The sequence below is a fragment of the Methanolobus profundi genome, assembly GCF_900114835.1.
Taxonomy (GTDB): domain Archaea; phylum Halobacteriota; class Methanosarcinia; order Methanosarcinales; family Methanosarcinaceae; genus Methanolobus; species Methanolobus profundi.
In genome coordinates, this window is the sequence record NZ_FOUJ01000001.1 from 52,984 (window position 1) to 69,422 (window position 16,439).

At 43.2% G+C, this 16,439-nt stretch carries 22 protein-coding genes; 13 read left to right on the forward strand and 9 right to left on the reverse strand.

What is annotated here, in order from left to right:
- Positions 1-40: 40 nt before the first annotated feature.
- Positions 41-1,414: a TrkH family potassium uptake protein gene (locus BM008_RS00300; RefSeq protein ID WP_394328903.1), complete on the forward strand. Its 1,374-nt coding sequence runs from the start codon at positions 41-43 to the stop codon at positions 1,412-1,414.
- A gap of 10 nt (positions 1,415-1,424) precedes the next feature.
- Here the strand turns inward: BM008_RS00300 and BM008_RS00305 are convergent, their stop codons facing one another.
- The 9 genes from BM008_RS00305 to BM008_RS00345 all read right to left on the reverse strand — a co-directional run bounded on the left by BM008_RS00305 (position 1,425) and on the right by BM008_RS00345 (position 9,262).
- Positions 1,425-2,267, reverse strand: a complete 843-nt coding sequence (locus BM008_RS00305; protein ID WP_091931594.1) for a class I SAM-dependent methyltransferase — start codon at positions 2,265-2,267, stop codon at positions 1,425-1,427.
- A gap of 107 nt (positions 2,268-2,374) precedes the next feature.
- A complete protein-coding gene (locus BM008_RS00310; protein WP_091931595.1) occupies positions 2,375-3,595 on the reverse strand; it encodes an NAD(P)/FAD-dependent oxidoreductase in 1,221 nt (406 codons plus the stop codon).
- On the reverse strand, positions 3,592-3,765 hold the full coding sequence (locus BM008_RS00315; RefSeq protein ID WP_091931598.1) for a 4Fe-4S binding protein: 174 nt from the start codon (positions 3,763-3,765) through the stop codon (positions 3,592-3,594). Before BM008_RS00315 ends, BM008_RS00310 begins: the two co-directional genes overlap by 4 nt.
- Before the next feature lie 124 nt (positions 3,766-3,889).
- Positions 3,890-4,525: a 2-phospho-L-lactate guanylyltransferase gene (gene cofC / locus BM008_RS00320; RefSeq protein ID WP_091931601.1), complete on the reverse strand. Its 636-nt coding sequence runs from the start codon at positions 4,523-4,525 to the stop codon at positions 3,890-3,892.
- Entirely contained in the window at positions 4,522-5,598 is a 1,077-nt protein-coding gene (gene cofH / locus BM008_RS00325; RefSeq protein WP_091931603.1) for a 5-amino-6-(D-ribitylamino)uracil--L-tyrosine 4-hydroxyphenyl transferase CofH, read from the reverse strand. The genes cofC and cofH (BM008_RS00325) overlap by 4 nt, the downstream gene beginning before the upstream one ends.
- Positions 5,599-5,605: 7 nt before the next feature.
- Positions 5,606-6,724 carry a 5-amino-6-(D-ribitylamino)uracil--L-tyrosine 4-hydroxyphenyl transferase CofH gene (gene cofH, locus BM008_RS00330; RefSeq protein ID WP_091931606.1) on the reverse strand — a complete coding sequence of 373 codons (1,119 nt, stop codon included), beginning with the start codon at positions 6,722-6,724 and terminating at the stop codon, positions 5,606-5,608.
- Between the two features lie 48 nt (positions 6,725-6,772).
- Entirely contained in the window at positions 6,773-7,759 is a 987-nt protein-coding gene (gene cofG / locus BM008_RS00335; protein WP_091931609.1) for a 7,8-didemethyl-8-hydroxy-5-deazariboflavin synthase subunit CofG, read from the reverse strand.
- Positions 7,760-7,824: 65 nt separating this feature from the next.
- Complete coding sequence (locus BM008_RS00340; RefSeq protein ID WP_091931612.1) at positions 7,825-9,105, reverse strand: phytoene desaturase family protein; 1,281 nt, start codon at positions 9,103-9,105, stop codon at positions 7,825-7,827.
- A gap of 1 nt (position 9,106) precedes the next feature.
- Entirely contained in the window at positions 9,107-9,262 is a 156-nt protein-coding gene (locus BM008_RS00345; protein ID WP_091934025.1) for a 4Fe-4S binding protein, read from the reverse strand.
- Between the two features lie 188 nt (positions 9,263-9,450).
- On the opposite strand from BM008_RS00345, the gene BM008_RS00350 reads away from it, so the two are divergent.
- The 12 genes from BM008_RS00350 (at position 9,451) to fpoK (ending at position 16,439) form a co-directional block, all read left to right on the forward strand.
- Positions 9,451-9,900, forward strand: coding sequence for an Lrp/AsnC family transcriptional regulator (locus tag BM008_RS00350; protein ID WP_091931615.1), 450 nt, complete (start codon positions 9,451-9,453; stop codon positions 9,898-9,900).
- Between the two features lie 89 nt (positions 9,901-9,989).
- Positions 9,990-10,406 carry a DUF22 domain-containing protein gene (locus BM008_RS00355; RefSeq protein WP_091931618.1) on the forward strand — a complete coding sequence of 139 codons (417 nt, stop codon included), beginning with the start codon at positions 9,990-9,992 and terminating at the stop codon, positions 10,404-10,406.
- 18 nt (positions 10,407-10,424) lie between these two features.
- Entirely contained in the window at positions 10,425-10,931 is a 507-nt protein-coding gene (locus tag BM008_RS00360) for a hypothetical protein (protein ID WP_091931620.1), read from the forward strand.
- Between the two features lie 606 nt (positions 10,932-11,537).
- Entirely contained in the window at positions 11,538-11,930 is a 393-nt protein-coding gene (gene fpoA / locus BM008_RS00365) for a F420H2 dehydrogenase subunit FpoA (RefSeq protein WP_091931622.1), read from the forward strand.
- A complete protein-coding gene (gene fpoB, locus BM008_RS00370; RefSeq protein WP_091931624.1) occupies positions 11,918-12,478 on the forward strand; it encodes a F(420)H(2) dehydrogenase subunit B in 561 nt (186 codons plus the stop codon). Before fpoA ends, fpoB begins: the two co-directional genes overlap by 13 nt.
- A gap of 9 nt (positions 12,479-12,487) precedes the next feature.
- Positions 12,488-12,964 (forward strand): F420H2 dehydrogenase subunit FpoC, encoded by a 477-nt coding sequence (gene fpoC, locus BM008_RS00375; RefSeq protein ID WP_091931627.1) that lies wholly within the window; start codon positions 12,488-12,490, stop codon positions 12,962-12,964.
- Between the two features lie 9 nt (positions 12,965-12,973).
- The gene (fpoD, locus tag BM008_RS00380) at positions 12,974-14,098 is read left to right on the forward strand and encodes a F420H2 dehydrogenase subunit FpoD (RefSeq protein WP_091931629.1); all 1,125 of its coding nucleotides are present in this window, start codon (positions 12,974-12,976) and stop codon (positions 14,096-14,098) included.
- A 2-nt stretch (positions 14,099-14,100) separates the two neighbouring features.
- Entirely contained in the window at positions 14,101-15,135 is a 1,035-nt protein-coding gene (gene fpoH, locus BM008_RS00385; RefSeq protein ID WP_245747892.1) for a F420H2 dehydrogenase subunit FpoH, read from the forward strand.
- Positions 15,136-15,579, forward strand: coding sequence for a F420H2 dehydrogenase subunit FpoI (gene fpoI, locus BM008_RS00390; protein WP_091931632.1), 444 nt, complete (start codon positions 15,136-15,138; stop codon positions 15,577-15,579). It abuts the gene before it with no gap.
- A complete protein-coding gene (locus tag BM008_RS15180; RefSeq protein WP_091931634.1) occupies positions 15,564-15,842 on the forward strand; it encodes an NADH-quinone oxidoreductase subunit J in 279 nt (92 codons plus the stop codon). The genes fpoI and BM008_RS15180 overlap by 16 nt, the downstream gene beginning before the upstream one ends.
- On the forward strand, positions 15,832-16,140 hold the full coding sequence (fpoJ, locus tag BM008_RS15185) for a F420H2 dehydrogenase subunit FpoJ (RefSeq protein ID WP_091931637.1): 309 nt from the start codon (positions 15,832-15,834) through the stop codon (positions 16,138-16,140). The genes BM008_RS15180 and fpoJ overlap by 11 nt, the downstream gene beginning before the upstream one ends.
- Positions 16,137-16,439, forward strand: coding sequence for a F420H2 dehydrogenase subunit FpoK (fpoK, locus tag BM008_RS00405; RefSeq protein ID WP_091931638.1), 303 nt, complete (start codon positions 16,137-16,139; stop codon positions 16,437-16,439). The genes fpoJ and fpoK overlap by 4 nt, the downstream gene beginning before the upstream one ends.

The following is a 16,439-nucleotide window of genomic DNA, read 5'->3' on the forward strand; positions in this document are numbered from 1 at the left end:
TAACGTTCTTGGTGGACTTCTAAGGTTCCTGGGAGCCATAATGATGGTGCCGTTATTGGTAGCTTTCTATTATGGTGATCCGTTATACCCGTTCCTTGTGGCTGTTGTAGTTACAGGTCTTACAGGTATCCTTCTTTCGTACAGGTATAAAGAAGCTGATGAATGGAAGATCCGGGAAGGTTTTGCCATTGTAGCATTTGGATGGCTTGCAGCCGCTGCATTTGGTTCCATTCCCTATATGCTGGATGGTATCAGTCCTGTTAATGCTCTTTTTGAATCAATGTCCGGTTTTACTACGACCGGAGCTACCGTCCTGCTTGATATAGAAGCTCATTCAAAAAGTATATTGTTCTGGCGTGGGATGACCCAATGGATAGGTGGAATGGGTATCATCATGCTTTTCATTGCTATTCTCCCTAAGCTTGGTGTTGCCGGCAGGCAGTTGTTCAGGGCAGAAGCTCCTGGTCCCACTGAAGATAAGCTCAAACCAAGGATAAGGGAGACAGCTAAGATTCTGTGGCTGGTCTATCTATCTATCTCTCTGGCAGAGGTAGCAGCATTGTTGTTGGCCAAGCTTTCTCTGTACGATGCTATAAATCATACTTTCACTACAATGGCATGTGGTGGTTTTTCACCTTATGCTGACAGTATTGCGGCGTTCAACAGTCCTTTGGTTGAGGGTATTATAACTGTTTTCATGTTCATTTCAGGAGCTAACTTTGCTCTTCATTACAGGACACTTTACACTGACCGTAATAGTCTCTTAAAGGATGACGAGTTCAAGTTCTATTCATTTATTGTAATTGCTGCTACGGTCATATTGACCTTCAGTCTCTGGAACTCCATGGGTGAGACGATCTTTAATTCATTCAGGTATGCCGCATTCCAGGTTGTTTCTATTACCACTACTACTGGGTTTGCAACAGTGGACTTCAATCTGTGGACCGATTCTGCAAAGATCGTTCTGCTGGCTGTAATGTTCGTGGGTGGATGTGCTGGATCTACGTCCGGTGGAATAAAGGTTGTCAGGATATTTCTACTCATCAAGTATGCGCAGCGTGCTTTGTTCAAATCCATTCATCCAAAGGCTGTCAAGCCGATAAAGTTCAATAACAAGACCGTTCCGGATGATGTAATGCAGGCGATCGTCTCTTTTGTGGTGATCTATCTGATGATATTCGGAATATCCACAGGACTGCTTTCCCTCATGGGTATGGATATCATGAGCTCACTTACATCTTCGATCGCAACACTTGGTAATATCGGCCCCGGTTTCAATCTTGTAGGTCCCATGGCGAACTTTGATGTAGTACCATTTGTAGGAAAGCTGTTGCTTATAGCTAATATGTGGATAGGCAGACTTGAGGTTTTCACAGTGATCGTACTGTTGACCCCTGAATTCTGGAGACGCTGATCTCCAGGGTTCAAATACCTTTTTTAGCAGTTCCTAAAATATATCCGACGTGTTTTCTTGTTGACCTTTTATTAAATAGTATTCTTTTTCCTTTATCCAGTCTTGAAAACCGTCTTCTGATATCTTTGCTTAATATCGTATATTTTAACATTCTCAGGATCATGGCGGTTGTTCTCAGGATACCGCCCATGGCTTTAAATGTGCCCAACATATCCCTGATCCTTTCAAAAGGCCTGTGTTTGTAGATATTTATATCCTTTGATCCTGTTCTTTTGAAATAATGCTCCCATTCTTCTGGTGTGTGTATATTGAACTGGAGTCCGGTAACTTCTGTGAAAATAGTTTCAGCTTCATCTATTTTTGCTTTAATATGAGGTTCGATGTTACTATCTCTATACATCTCATTAATGCCAAGATATCCTTCTGGTCCGATAACTCTCATAAATTCTTCAAAGGCTCTTTCCTTATCAAGGAATTGCGAAACAAATTCTGTGATCACGATGTCAAAGGAAGCTTCTGAAAACGGTAAATTATATGCATCACCTGTAAGGAATTCTGTCTTGTTTTCAATGTTCTCATCAAAAGCCCTTATTCTTGCATTTTTCACAGATCCCTCTGCAATATCTACTCCAATAACAGAACATCCTTTTCTCTTTGAGAGGTAACATGCACTAAAACCGCTTCCACATCCTACTATCAATACTTTGCTCGTTCTATCTATGTGGCACAGGTTGGCGAGCTCTTCAGTTGATCGTGGTCCTCCAACATGGAAATATGGAACACCAAGATAACTCATAAAGCTATAATAGTCCATTTCTTCAATTTCAGAAATTGACAGTTTTCTATTGTCCATGATGTTTCTCCATAGAATATACTGACATATTTCTATGGGGGATGTAAAAGCATTGTGCAGAATACGGGAAATAAGTAAAAAAAAGAAGATAAAGTGACCGTTTAAGGTCACTTGTCACGTTCAAAGTCAAGTTCGTACTTGACAACGTTCTTGAAAAGGACCCTCAGGTCCCACAGGAGTTTCTTGTTTGCCTTGAAGAGGGCATACAATAGGTCCAGCAGGCTCATACTGGAAAAGTTAACACCTTCCAGTGAATGTGCCAGTGAGTTGATCTCCTTGTCTGTAAAGGCTGTGAAAGTATCCTTTACTATGAGGCTGTTATCTATCTCATATCCAATAGATTCGCGCCATCTTTTCTCATACTCCTGAAGTGCATTGGTGGAAACATCACCTTTTGAAATAGCATTGTATGCAACCTCGCCGGCCATTTTACCTGCTTCCATAGCATTGATGATGCCTCCTCCTGTTATAGGGTCGGATTGCCTTGCTGCATCTCCAATGAGCATGAGTCCGTTAGCTATGGTCTTCTCTATGGTACCACTTACCGGTACTCCGCCTACGTCCATCTCCAGTATCTTAGCATCAGGATAGTTCTTCTGAACGAACTCGTTCAGATAATCAATAGCATGCTTTTCGCCTGATTCGCTACCAAGGATTCCGATACCTACGTTCGCAAGGTCTCCTCCCTTGGGGAAAAGCCACACGTATCCGGCAGGTGCGATATCATTTCCAAGATAGAAATAGCAGTAATCCTGGTCCATGCCTGTACCGCTCATAAGGTACTGGGCACATGTTTCAATGTCTTTTGGTTTCAGGGATGTATCAATACCTGCCCATCTACCGATCTTGGATTCCACTCCATCTGCACCGATAACTATCTTGGCACGGATGTCGTGTAACTCGCCAAGGTGCATGACCTTAATACCCTTGACAAAACCGTTCTCCATGATAAGATCGGTAGCTCTGGTCTTGACCATGACCTCTGCACCGGCCTTAGCACTTTCATATGCCAGTGCCCTGTCAAAGAGCTTACGTTCAAGCACATATCCTACCTCTCCACCTGCGATCTCTTCTGACATCTCTACCATGGTGCCGTCAGGTGCGAATATGCGTGACCCCTTAACGTCTGCACAGATCCAGCGGTGATCAGGTTCTATATGCTTTCTCAGCCATATCTTGCTGACCCCTTCTGCACATCTTACAGGGTCCCCTATCTCCTGTCTTTTTTCGATCAGTAGTACACTAAGACCTTTTTGAGCTGCTGTTTTTGCTGCGATAGAGCCAGCTGGTCCTGCACCAACGATCACGACGTCATACTCGCTCTTCACTTTTTCACCTCAATAGCACCAACAGGGCATATCTTTGCACAGATGCCGCAGGAAGTACATGTATCATTAGCTTCTACCCAGGTTTCGACCAATTCAAGTGCGCCAAAAGGACATACACCTACGCATGCGCCACAATATCCGCATTTGAACTTATTTATCTCAATGGTCACTATTATCACCTATAGATTTGTATAATTCGTCTCTAATAGTTTAAAAGGAAATATATCTTTCTGATACTTAAATTAGAATAACATTGGATCAGGAAGTCCTTATAGTCTAAGGACTATATTTGTTTTATGCATCAGAAGAACTGATCTTTGCTCTTGTCTTACCAGTTTCCATATCAAACCTTTCCAGAACGTATTCTTTTGATCTTCCATGTCCGTGTAGCATTATCTCCACAAGGTCATGGGGTTCATCGATATCAGTGCTCAGAAGGAAAGAATCGTATATATAGGTTGAACATTCCCTGTCCTTTGCTATATTGCAGTGGTTCAGGAAACTGGATCCGTAATATTTAACATGGAAATTGGAGGGGTCCTTTACAAAAATAACATTTGTGCCTCCTCCTTTTCCAGGAACGATAACTACATCCTCTGGTCTGGAAGTTATGTCTTTTATGTGTTCTGCCCTCACAAGGGGAAGATCGGCCATGATTATGAATATTGGCTCTTTCTCGTGGCTCAGGTATTCATTTATGGCCTCGTTCAGATCGTTCTCATCCAGCACTACATTCACTTGAAGGTCTTTTGGTACTCCATTATCAGGAGTTGTGAGGATATCTATTTCCTCTATCTCTGCATCCTGGATACTGGTTACAACATCTCTTAGCATCAGCTCTACGAAACTCTCACGCTCTTCAAGGGTGAGTGCAGGTGAAAGCCTTGATTTGGCGTTCTTTTTCTTGTATGGTATCAATGCTTTTGTCATACTGCCTCATAAAGTGCATTTCTGAGCTTTGGTGTTCTACCTGTCTCTTGTATCATCCATTTAAGCTCATTTGCAGGAGTGTACTCTCCATTGGTTCCACCTGATGCAAGGGTGATCTGGTCTTCTATAAGGGTGCCACCAAGATCATTGGCACCACATGACAGTGCTACTTGCGCCAGTTTCTTTCCAAGCTTGACCCAGGCTGCCTGTATATTGTCTACGTGTTTATGTAGTATTATCCTTGAAATTGCATGTATCTGAAGGTCATCAATGCCCGTTGTCATGAATTTCCCGGACCTGATCATCTCTTCTCCTATCTTGTTGTTATAAGGCATAAATGGCATGGGTATGAGCTCAGTAAAGCCTCCGGTGCGCTGTTGTATGTCCCTTATGGTAAAGATATGGTCCAGCCTTTCCTCTATGGTCTCAACATGTCCATACATCATGGTCGAGTTTGTTCGCAGACCTGCATTATGTGATGCTTCTATTGTATCGGCCCATTCTCCGGCTGTCAGCTTAGTAGGGCAGATTATCTTTCGGACACGGTCCACTAGTATCTCTGCGGAGGTTCCGGTCAAAGTTCCGACACCCGAATCCACAAGGATGGTGAATGCTTCATCCAGTGTCATATTGTCTCTGTTGGCTGCGTAGAATACTTCCATGGGTGAAAGGGCATGGATGTTCATGCTGGGGTAGTCTGACCTGATGGAGTCAAAGAGCTCAGCATAATAATCCATAGTCAGCTGGGGTATGTATCCGCCCTGGACACACACTTCAATAGCTCCTGAATCATGTGCTTTCCCAACTTCTTCCAGTACATCCTCAATTGAAAGTACGTATCCCTTTTCTGTCTTGAATGCGCAGAATCCGCAGGTTCCTGAGCACATATTTGTGAGGTATATGTTCCGGTTCACAACATAGGTCACATCGTCACCTACGGCTCTGGAGCGCAGGTCATCTGCAAGAGAAAAAAGTTCAAAGGGATTTGCTTCCATCAGGATGATGGCCTCTTCTTTGCTGATATTCCCTTTGTATGCATTATCTAGTATGTCATCAGTGATTACAGAGAACATTTTTTCCTCAGGCGACCTTGAGTCCCATGCGTTCCTGATCAGTGTTGATTATTGGTTTATAGGTGGTGTTCCTCTGAAGAGGCTGCCTTCCGGATGAATTGATGAACCATTCAAGTTCCTCTGCTGACATGAACTGTCCATTGGTCGAACCTGCAGACGCTGATATCTTCTCTTCCATGAGAGTTCCACCAAGGTCATTGACACCGCAATAGAGAGCTACTTGTGCCAGTTTCTTTCCGAGTTTGACCCAGCTTGCCTGAATGTTCTTTATGTGAGTGTTAAGTATGATACGTGCAAGGGCATATAACTGAAGGTCCTGCATGCCCGGGGTTGCATATCTTCCCTGACTGATCATCTCATTGCCGATCTTGTTATTGTAGGGCATGAATGTAAGTGGTACGAACTCAAGGAAACCGCCAGTCTTTTCCTGAATATCTCTTACCAGCATGATGTGGTCGATACGCTCTTCAATGGTCTCCACATGTCCGTACATGATGGTTGCTGTTGTGTTGATGCCTGTCTGGTGTGCTTGTGTGATCACATCGACCCATTCGTCAGCCTTGAGCTTATTTGGGCATATTATGTTCCTGACTCTGTCCGACAATATCTCAGCAGCAGTCCCTGGCATTGTGTCGAGACCTGCTTCCTTGAGCATTACAAGTGCTTCACCAACTGGTATGCCACTCTGTTTAGCTGCATGGTATACTTCCATAGGTGAGAATGCATGTGTGTGTATGTGTGGGAACTCTGCTTTGACAGCTCTTATGATGTCTGTATAGAAATTGATGTCAACATTCGGTAGCAGTCCTCCCTGGATGCATACTTCAGTGGCTCCCTGGCTTTCAGCATCTCTTACTTTTTCAAGTATCTGTGGGATGTCCATAATGTATCCTGTGTTGTCGCAGAAAGCACAGAACCCACAGTTTGCGATACAGCGATTGGTAAAATTGATATTGCGATTGACCACATAGGTCACGGTGTCACCTACTGTCTCATAGCGTAACCTGTCAGCAAGTTCGAAGAGCTTGAAAGGCGGCACTTCCAGCAGGAAAAGCGCATCTTCTTTTGTGGTCTTGCCTTCATATGCACGTTCTATGATATCATCCGGGATAGTAGTAGGGTTCATATTTTTTCTCCGTTACTTATCTTTATATTTAAATTGTGTGCCCCACACTCATGTTCTGCGATAGCCATCCTCATCTGCAAAGCTTTCGATGAGGTCTTTCAGGGTATCGCTGTACCACCCCTTCTTAATGTATTGTGGATATATCGGAAGCCTCTCCTTAAGAGGCACTTCGCGTACCATTTCTTTCAGCTCGGATACACTTGGCCACTCTGTCTCAGGATTGATCCAGTCCTTGGTCGTAGGTGATATCCCTCCAAGGTCGCTGGCACCACACTGTATCAGGACATAAGGGTCGATCAGATTAGGTGCTACCTGAATAGCCACATCTTCGGGAAGTATCTCCCTTGCGATAAGGATCATCTGCATCATCTCCTCTTCAGTAGGTGCAGGCATATCTGCCATGGGCGTATCTGGTTTAGGAGTGAAGTTCTGTATGATGACCTCCTGTATGTGACCATACTCTTCGTGTATCTCTGTAATTGCCAGGAGGGAATTTATCCTGTCATCAAGGGTTTCGCCAATTCCGATGAGAAGACCTGTGGTAAATGGTATGTTCAGATCACCTGCATAGCGTATTGTCTTGATCCTCTGTGACGGTACCTTTCCGGGAGACCCATGGTGCGCTGCAAGGTCTGCAGTCGTTTCGAGCATCAGCCCCATGCTGGCGTTCAATGGTTTTAGCTTTTCCATTTCTGTGTAGTTCAATACACCTGCATTGGTATGTGGCAGAAGACCATTATCAATGGCGATCCTGCATAGTTCGCAGATATAATCCACAGTATTGGAATATCCAAGTTCATTAAGCCATTCCTTATATTCAGGAACTTCTTCCGCGTATTCCCCAAAAGTAAAAAGAACTTCTGTACATCCTGCTTTTTTCCCCTGTTCAAGTATAGGGATGATCTCCTCTATCTTCATTAATTTAGCCTCGGGATCATGAGGCTCACGTCTGAAAGTGCAATACCCACATTTGTTGCGGCAGACGTTTGTTACTGGTATGAAGACATTTTTGCAGAATGTTACATATTCATTCATAATTAGTTTCCTGATTGGATCCGCAATTACATAAGTCTATTTACTTATCGTTTTTATAAGGCCAGTTATATCAAAATATCCTGCATAGAGTTCCTGATACCCAGTGCGATCCCTTCTACTTCGATACCACCTTTGCCTTTTGCTCCATCTCCTACTACATATAGGTTTGGTATCGGTGTCTTGTTCTTGATATCTGCACCAGATGGGGATCTGTTCACTGGCCAGTCGTTGGAATATGATTGTATGAGGAGTACTTCGTATTCCTTTCCTGCAAATATGTCCTTAAGATCCTCAAGTCCAAGTTCTATCTCTCTGTCAAGGTCTTTCATATCATCCCAGTGTACACATTGATGCGCCATTGTAAGGTGTTTACCTTCTGGTGCAAGGCTTGGATCGACATTTGTGACCTCATTTATTCCGTTCACTCTCTTTGCATAAGGTGTGAGCAGTACTCCGCCATGGCCGATAAGTGGTTTGTCGGATGACAGGCAGATCTTGATGCCTGCCGATGGCTTCAGTTCACTGGCTCTCTTTGCATAGTTATCAACACCTTCAACACCTGTATCCTCACCGATCAGCTTTGCTGTTGCAGGGTGTCCTATGTCACTTAATACAAGGTCTGCGTTGTGTACTTCTCCGTCGACAATGATGCCTGTGACCTTTCCGTCTTCCACTTTAAGTTCACTTACTTCTGCGGAGGTGTATATGGTCCCTCCATTTGCTCTTACAACATCTGCAAGTGCATCTGTGATCGCCTTACAGCCACCCATTGGTACTCCTGGTCCGCCAAAGTGGTAAAGGTTCTCTATTATCGCAAAACCTTCTTCAACTGGTACATCTGCGGCTCTGAGGCTCAATGCCCATCCAAAGAATGCATCTGAGATGCGGTATGTCCAGTCCTGGGCAATGTGTTCTCTGCACCATTGTTCAAAGGATCTTCCTGATGGAGGGTTCTTTCTGGTGCTTATAACATAGTATATCAGTTTGATACGGTTAATTATTGAGAATGGTGTCTTGAAATCCTCAAAAAGGAGGTCCTTATGCCCATATTTATAGTCAGTATCTCCTCTTTTCCTTGGTATCCTTATGACCGCAACAGGTTTTTTGCGCACGATCTCTACATTAACACCAACGTCTTTGAGGAGTTGTGCCAGCGGACCTGTCGGACCATGTGGCAGCATATGTAGTGCTCCGGTGCTTAGCTGAAATCCTTTATGATCGAAGTTTGTGAACCTTCCGCCGATCACGGGAAGACGTTCAAATACCTCTACATCATATCCTTCCTTTGATAACTTAGCCGCGCTAAGCAATCCTCCAAGACCTGAACCGATTATTATTGCTTTCATCCTATGCCTCAATTGCCTTGACCGGACAGTATGCAATGCATGTCCCGCAATCCACGCATGCGGATGTCATTGTTGCCTTTCCCCTTACTTCAATGGCATCGAAGTTACAAAACGCAGTGCATTGACCGCATCCTACACAGTTTTCATTCACTCTCATAGTATATTCACCGGATTTCATTGTATAAGGTTTTCAACAATAAAAAGCCTTATTGTTCTCTTTTTCTTCTCGATTGATAAATGCTGGTTCGTTTTTTGAGTGATATTTTTTCAACTAGTGTACTAATATTGATCATTTCGCCGGTCAAACAGAAATATTTATTATTATAGACATATAATTATATTATCATGGATGAAGTTGACCTTGCGATTTTGGAACATCTATGCAAGAATTCAAGGATGCACAGCACGGAGATCGCAACTGATCTGGACCTGGCGACCTCTACAGTGCATAAAAGAATAGAGAAGATGCGTGAAGTGGGTACGATCAAGGAGTTCACCGTCAAGGTAGATACTGCAGAAGTAGGGCTCAATGTTACTACTTTCATAGGTGTTAATATAGAACAGAACAAAAGGATCAATATATTGAACCGATTGAAGACCATTGATGATGTACTCGAGATCTACGAGCTTCTTGAGCCATATGATCTTCTTTTGAAAGTAAGGACATTTGATATTCACTCGCTGAAGGAGAATGTTCTCCAGGTTATCGGAAATATGGATGGAGTAAAGGATTCTCAGAGTATACTGACAACTAAATGTCACAAAGAGAGAAGTTGTACTATTCTTCGTAAATAATGACTTCGCACCACCACTATAATGATTATTCATTAAGAATATTGGGAATCTATATATAGTTACAGATCAGTTTACTTTTAGGTGGACTTATGAAGAAAGAAGTGATCCAGGTAGTCTCCAGGGACAACGGAGAGTTGACGTCTAAGAAGGTCAAAGCTGCACCGTATGAATTCACCATGGCCACACGTGCTAAATGGGAGATGGTGATCTCTAATGAGAATATGGAGATCCGTGCAGGTGAATTCAAGAAGGTCAATGTGAAAGAGATCCCTCTTGATCCGGACATGGTTGCGCTTCCATGTACATTCTCTCACCATGCAGTGGTCTCGCTGATCAAGGTAGGTGCCAAGGGTGGTGCCAAACCTGTGGATAGTGAGCGTATTATAAACTCTGCATATGTGCTGGGTCAGGAAAGCGGAAAGATAAGGGAGGGGGACCTGCTGGCAGTGCTCAATATCTTCCCTATAATGTTCACTCGTGAGGCTATGACCCCACGTTCTCTTTGAGGATACGGAGTGGTATAAATGGAAACTTGTGTTATATGCGGAGAACTGCAGGATTCCAGGCATTATGACGGATATAATATCTGTACTACCTGTGCAGATATTATGGAAGATGTCATGGGAGAATATTTCCTGCATACGATCTGGAAAAGTGAGCCAAGGGCACATGCGGCTTATCTGAACTATCTCAACAATACTACTGGATATGCATCTGATTACAAGAAGCTCTCCCGTGGTTCCGATAAATATACAAATGATATAAGCGCACGTGTTTCTGATGCACTGATAAAGGCGACCGATCGTTCATCTAATAAACGATACATCGAGCACATGCAGAAGGTCATTGAGTGGCTAAAGGCAACACCACACTTCTATCATTCCTATTTCAAGGAATACTATGTATGTCCTGGATGTGATGCATCCATATTTGATAAGTATACGCGTAAGGATGTTGGTGATTGGATGGTGATATCTTGTTCTGAGTGTGATTCGGTCATCAAGAAGTATTTCTCACCGAAAAGTATCTGATCAACTTTTTTCTTTTCCTTAATTTTTCCGGGACAATTGATCATTGGATATCTTGTATTCATTTCTGTGCCGGGGCAAGATCTTCAATATTGTTGTTTATGGAAGTGATCGGACCACCAGATGGAAGTGATCATCTGTGTGTACGACCTGTCCGGTATTCATCTCATTGTGTCGCTAGTTGGACATTGTTGCGATAAATTGGAGGTGCCAGTGGGGATGGCAATGTTCTCCTGAATTGCATAAAATAGCATGAATGTGTCTATTGTATTCGATATTACTGTTCTGTTAAAAGACATATTCGCATGGTCTGAATTGTCAGTATTCCATATTGTACAGTGGTGGCATGATCTCTGTGCAGGAACTGGGACATTTTCCTTTGCCATCTCATATTAGATCTTTGGTTTCTTTCAATGTCCCCTACTATCGTAATTGAGATAATTTAAATATGATGAATTATTATCAATTATTAGAACTTTATCTATTGAAAAATATGTCTACAGATATTGTTTCTCTATCCATGGTCGTAGTGCTGTTTGTGTTTATCGTACACGAAGGTGTTTTATACAAATAGTCTATCTACCTTTATAACTTTCAGGAGAATAGTTTATGTCAGGAATAATCGATATTAGTAACATAGCCAATAGTTACATACCGGTTGCAATAATTCTCATAGTGGCATTAGTGATGCCTCCTATAACAATGCTTATCATCAAAGTGTTAAGCCCAAGGAGTAAAGCATCAGCAAAGTACACGACATATGAGGCTGGTTCCTTACCAATAGGTAATGCCAGAATACAGTTCAATGTCGAATACTATCTATATGCCATTGCTTTTGTTCTCTTTGATATTGAAGTCCTTTTCCTTTACCCCTGGACTACAATCTTCAAGGGACATGATATCACTTATACCGCAACCGTTGAAATGCTAGTCTTTATTTTTGTTGTATTGTTTGGCTACGTTTATTTGATCAAGAAGGAGGCTCTTAAATGGATGAAATAGAGCAGACAGAAGTCGAACAAAATGATGTCATAGACGTTGGGTATACTGACGTTCCGGGCACGATGCTTACCGACTCTAATGCGATCTGTGATTTCATTAAGAAAACAAAGGTCCAGGATGTTCTCAACTGGGGTCGTAAGAACTCTTTATGGTTCATGGTCAACGCAATGGGTTGTTGTGGTGTAGAGCTGCTTGCTACAGGTATGGCTCACTACGATACTGACCGTTTCGGTATTATCCCACGTAACTCCCCAAGACACGCTGATGTATTGATCATCAGTGGTTATGTAACAAAGAAGTACCTTCCAGCTTTGAAGAGGATCTGGGACCAGATGCCTGCACCAAAGTGGGTTATATGCTTCGGAGACTGTGCGATCAGCGGTGGTCCTTTCTATGAATCCTACAGCACTCATCAGAATGTTGATGAAGTATTCCCTGTAGATGTTTTCGTTCCGGGATGTCCTCCAAGATGTGAAGCTCTGATCCAGGGATTTGTTGAGCTCCAGAAAAAGATCGAAGCAAAGAAGGACAAAGGTACTGATTATTGAGGTGAATTGATGGACGCTAATTCTATTATCTCTTCACTTACAGGCAAGTTCCCTGAAGACATCTATGATGCAGATATCGAATCTGACATAAGGGTCATTGCTAAAGTGAAGCCGGAAAATGTAGTGGAAGTATGCCGCTACCTCAAAGAAGACCTGTCTTTCGGACATCTCTGCTGTGAATTCGGAGCAGACTATCCTGACAGGAATGAGATCGAAGTAATATATGTAATAGGTTCATACGATCATCCGGTCGTCCTTACCATGAAGGCAATCCTTCCAAGGGACGCTCCAGAGGTTGAATCCGTAGTGCCTGTTTACTGGAATGCGAACTGGTACGAAAGAGAAACGTACGAACTGTTTGGTGTGAAGTATCTTAACCACCCCAACCTTAAGCCTCTTGTACTTCCACAGGAGATGCTCGGTGAGTGGCCATTACGTAAGGATTACGAAGGCTTCCCCAACAAGACAGCCAGGAATTTAGTGTGAGGGTTAATTATGGATGAAACAGTTGGACCTTCTGAAATGATAGTACACCTTGGCCCGCAACACCCCATGATGCCAGGACCATTCAGGCTGAATGCGAAATTGAGGGGTGAGACCGTTGTGGACTCCGAGGTCGAGATGGGCTGGATCCACAAAGGAATTGAAAAGATCCTTGAAAGTAAGACATATCTCCAGGGTATAACCATTGTTGACAGGATATGCTACCTTGCAGCTATGACCAACGAAGAGGCATATGTTGGTAGTGTTGAGAAGCTTGCAGGTATCGAAGTGCCTGAAAGAGCACAATATATCCGTGTAATTATGGAAGAACTTTCAAGATTACAGAGCCACCTGCTTGGTATGGGTGAATACGCATCCTTTGTTGGTTTTGTAAGTATGTTCATGTATACCATCAGGGACAGAGAAGATGTGATGTCTCTTATTGACTCCGTTACCGGAGCACGTGTCACACACAGTTTCCTGCGTTATGGTGGTGTAAAGGACGACCTTCCTGATGGATTCAAAGACGATGTTGAATACGTTTTTGGAAACCTTAAAAAGGCAATTGACAATTATGAGGAATTGTACAGTACCGATCAGATCTACAAGGCAAGAACTAAGGGTATAGGTGTTCTTACTGCAGATGTTGCAAAGGACCTCGGTGTCTCAGGACCACCACTCAGGGCAACAGGTGTTGCTTTTGATATCCGTAAGGATGAGCCTTATCTTGTATACAAGGACCTTGATTTCAAGGTATGTACACAGACAGATGGTGATGTTTACGCAAGGATCCAGGTACGTCTGGATGAGATGCGTGAGAGTATGTACATCATAGAACAGTGTCTTGACCAGATCCCTTCAGGACCGATCTTCCCGGAGGATACTCCGTATGGAAAGAGGTCACCTGTAATGAGAGTTCCAGCCGGAGAGGTTTTCCACCGTGTTGAGGATCCAAGAGGAGAAATGGGATTCTATATGGTATCCGATGGATCGGACAAACCATATCGTGTAAAGATAAGAGGACCTGTGTACCCTACCCTTCAGACACTACCACCATTGATAAAAGGCGTGACCGTTGCTGATATCGTGGCAATTGCCGGAAGTATGGACACATGTACCAGTGAGGTTGACAGGTGATCATGATGATGGATATAGAAGCAATAATCTATAATCCTCTTCTAAGAGGTATCCTGGGATTATGTATCATGGGTGCCGTTTTTGGTGGAGCCTGTGTAGCTGTCTGGTTCGAGCGTAAACTCTCTGCAGATGTACAGCAGAGGTATGGTCCTATGAGAGTAGGTCCACACGGATTACTTCAGCTCGTTGCTGATGCTATCAAGTTGTTCACGAAAGAAGATATCATACCTAAGAATGCTGACAGGATATTATTCGTTTCAGCACCGATCCTTCTTATGGGATCTGTTTTCCTGATGCTTGTGGCAATGCCTTTTGGTGCTATAATTATAGATGGCGAGAGCTATGTGATCGCAGCAACTGAGATGGATATAAGTGTCCTTTATATTGAGGCCATGTCCGCAATTTCCATTATCGGTATTTTCATGGTTGCATACAGTGCAAATAACAAGTATTCTGTTCTTGGAGCTTTCAGGAACTTTGCACGTATGATCGGATACGAAGTTCCTCTTGGTATCTGTATTGTAAGTGTTGCCATCATGGCAGGTTCACTTAACATAGTAGATATCGCTGAGGCACAGAGCCCTCTGTGGTTCATAATAATGCAGCCTCTGGGAGCTATTGTATTCTTCATTGCTCTTATGGCTGATATGGGTCGTCTTCCTTTTGACCAGAACGAGTCCGAGGAAGAGCTCATCGCAGGTTGGATGACCGAGTACACAAGTATGAGATTCGGTTACTGTTTCTTTGCAGAATATATTCACCTGATCCTTGGTTCAATGCTTGTAGTACTATTGTTCCTTGGTGGATGGAATCTGCCTGCATTCCTGACCGATATAACTATCCTTGGTATAATCCTTCCAACAGTGTTCTTCCTGTTGAAGGTAGCTCTGGTGATACTCTTTATCATCATGATCAGATGGGCTGTTCCAAGGTACAGGATCGATCAGGTAGTAGACCTGAGCTGGAAAAAACTTCTACCATTGTCCCTTCTTAACCTTGGATGGGTTATCGGACTTGGTCTGCTGGGGGTATACTAAATGGTTATTAAAAATATTATAACAGCAGTTAAGAATATTTATTTCGGCCCTCCTGTTACAAGAATGTGTCCGGAAGTACCAACAAAACTTTCCGACAGGTTCAGGGGTTTACAAAAACTGGATAAGACCAAATGTATAGGTTGTGGAATATGTGCCAACACATGTCCAAATAATGCTATTAAGATAGTCAGGGCACGTATCAACCCGGACAGCGACAAGCAGAGATGGTTCCCTGCAATAGACATCGGTCACTGTCTGTTCTGTGGTCTTTGTATCGACCAGTGTCCAAAGGACGCACTTGAAAGCACAAAGGTATACCTGACAGGTGTGATCCGCTGGAACCATGAGGATCTTCTCTTCACACCAGACATGCTGGCAAGGGAAGTTGACATAAATGCTGAGGCAGAAGCCGGTGAGGAGGTGAGCAGATGGACCCCACAATAGGCTCGATAATTGAATTGCTGATATTTGTGATCCTGGCTCTTATATCGATAGTGTTCGCAGTATTCGTAGTAACAGCTAAGGACGTAGTAAGGGCAGCCATTGCACTTGTAGTTACAATGTTTATCATTGCAGCTTTCTACATAATGCTAAATGCGCAGTTCCTTGGTGTTGCTCAGGTACTGGTGTACATCGGTGCAGTAGGTGTATTGATACTGTTCGCTGTAATGCTTACTAAGAAGGAGTTTGGTACAGATGCTGAATAAAGAAATATCATTTACGGCAATGGATATTGCCACATCTGTGTACGACTACTTTAAGCCACGTATATTTGGAATGATAATTGCCGCTCTGTTCATGACAATAATGATAGTGACAATTTTCTTCACAAGCTGGCCTGCAGTAGACCAACTCCCTCAGAACATTGAGGATCAGAGTAACATTGAGGCTATCGGAGTTATGATCTTTACTGATTTCGTGGTTCCGTTCGAAATAATGTCTATCGTACTGTTATCCTCATTGATGGGTGCTATATACATGGCAAAAGGAGATGATGGCAAATGATACCAGTCGCACTTTATCTTGCTGTTGCAGCAGTCATATTCTCCATAGGTCTCTATGGACTGATGACACAGCGCAGTGGTATTCGTATTCTCATGTGCGTGGAACTCATGCTCAATGCCGCTAACCTTAATCTTGTGGCATTCTCAAGCTACCATGATGATCTTACAGGACAGGTATTTGCACTGTTCTCTATCGCACTGGCAGCCTGTGAGGCAGCGATCGGCTTTGCTATACTGATGGCTCTTTACAGAATGAAGGATACGATCAGTCTTGATCATATTAACATACTGAGGTGGTAA

Excerpts from the sequence above, each read along its gene's own strand:
- fpoB (WP_091931624.1), top strand. The coding sequence starts at position 11,918 with ATGGATGAAATAGAGCAGACAGAAGTCGAACAAAATGATGTCATAGAC.
- fpoK (WP_091931638.1), top strand. The coding sequence starts at position 16,137 with ATGATACCAGTCGCACTTTATCTTGCTGTTGCAGCAGTCATATTCTCC.
- fpoD (WP_091931629.1), top strand. The coding sequence starts at position 12,974 with ATGGATGAAACAGTTGGACCTTCTGAAATGATAGTACACCTTGGCCCG.
- fpoI (WP_091931632.1), top strand. The coding sequence starts at position 15,136 with ATGGTTATTAAAAATATTATAACAGCAGTTAAGAATATTTATTTCGGC.
- BM008_RS00340 (WP_091931612.1), bottom strand. The coding sequence starts at position 9,105 with ATGAAAGCAATAATAATCGGTTCAGGTCTTGGAGGATTGCTTAGCGCG.
- BM008_RS00305 (WP_091931594.1), bottom strand. The coding sequence starts at position 2,267 with ATGGACAATAGAAAACTGTCAATTTCTGAAATTGAAGAAATGGACTAT.
- BM008_RS15180 (WP_091931634.1), top strand. The coding sequence starts at position 15,564 with ATGGACCCCACAATAGGCTCGATAATTGAATTGCTGATATTTGTGATC.
- cofH (WP_091931603.1), bottom strand. The coding sequence starts at position 5,598 with ATGTTCTCTGTAATCACTGATGACATACTAGATAATGCATACAAAGGG.
- fpoJ (WP_091931637.1), top strand. The coding sequence starts at position 15,832 with ATGCTGAATAAAGAAATATCATTTACGGCAATGGATATTGCCACATCT.
- BM008_RS00350 (WP_091931615.1), top strand. The coding sequence starts at position 9,451 with ATGGATGAAGTTGACCTTGCGATTTTGGAACATCTATGCAAGAATTCA.
- BM008_RS00360 (WP_091931620.1), top strand. The coding sequence starts at position 10,425 with ATGGAAACTTGTGTTATATGCGGAGAACTGCAGGATTCCAGGCATTAT.
- fpoC (WP_091931627.1), top strand. The coding sequence starts at position 12,488 with ATGGACGCTAATTCTATTATCTCTTCACTTACAGGCAAGTTCCCTGAA.
- cofG (WP_091931609.1), bottom strand. The coding sequence starts at position 7,759 with ATGAATGAATATGTAACATTCTGCAAAAATGTCTTCATACCAGTAACA.
- cofH (WP_091931606.1), bottom strand. The coding sequence starts at position 6,724 with ATGAACCCTACTACTATCCCGGATGATATCATAGAACGTGCATATGAA.
- fpoA (WP_091931622.1), top strand. The coding sequence starts at position 11,538 with ATGTCAGGAATAATCGATATTAGTAACATAGCCAATAGTTACATACCG.
- BM008_RS00345 (WP_091934025.1), bottom strand. The coding sequence starts at position 9,262 with ATGAGAGTGAATGAAAACTGTGTAGGATGCGGTCAATGCACTGCGTTT.
- fpoH (WP_245747892.1), top strand. The coding sequence starts at position 14,101 with ATGATGATGGATATAGAAGCAATAATCTATAATCCTCTTCTAAGAGGT.
- cofC (WP_091931601.1), bottom strand. The coding sequence starts at position 4,525 with ATGACAAAAGCATTGATACCATACAAGAAAAAGAACGCCAAATCAAGG.
- BM008_RS00300 (WP_394328903.1), top strand. The coding sequence starts at position 41 with ATGATGGTGCCGTTATTGGTAGCTTTCTATTATGGTGATCCGTTATAC.
- BM008_RS00355 (WP_091931618.1), top strand. The coding sequence starts at position 9,990 with ATGAAGAAAGAAGTGATCCAGGTAGTCTCCAGGGACAACGGAGAGTTG.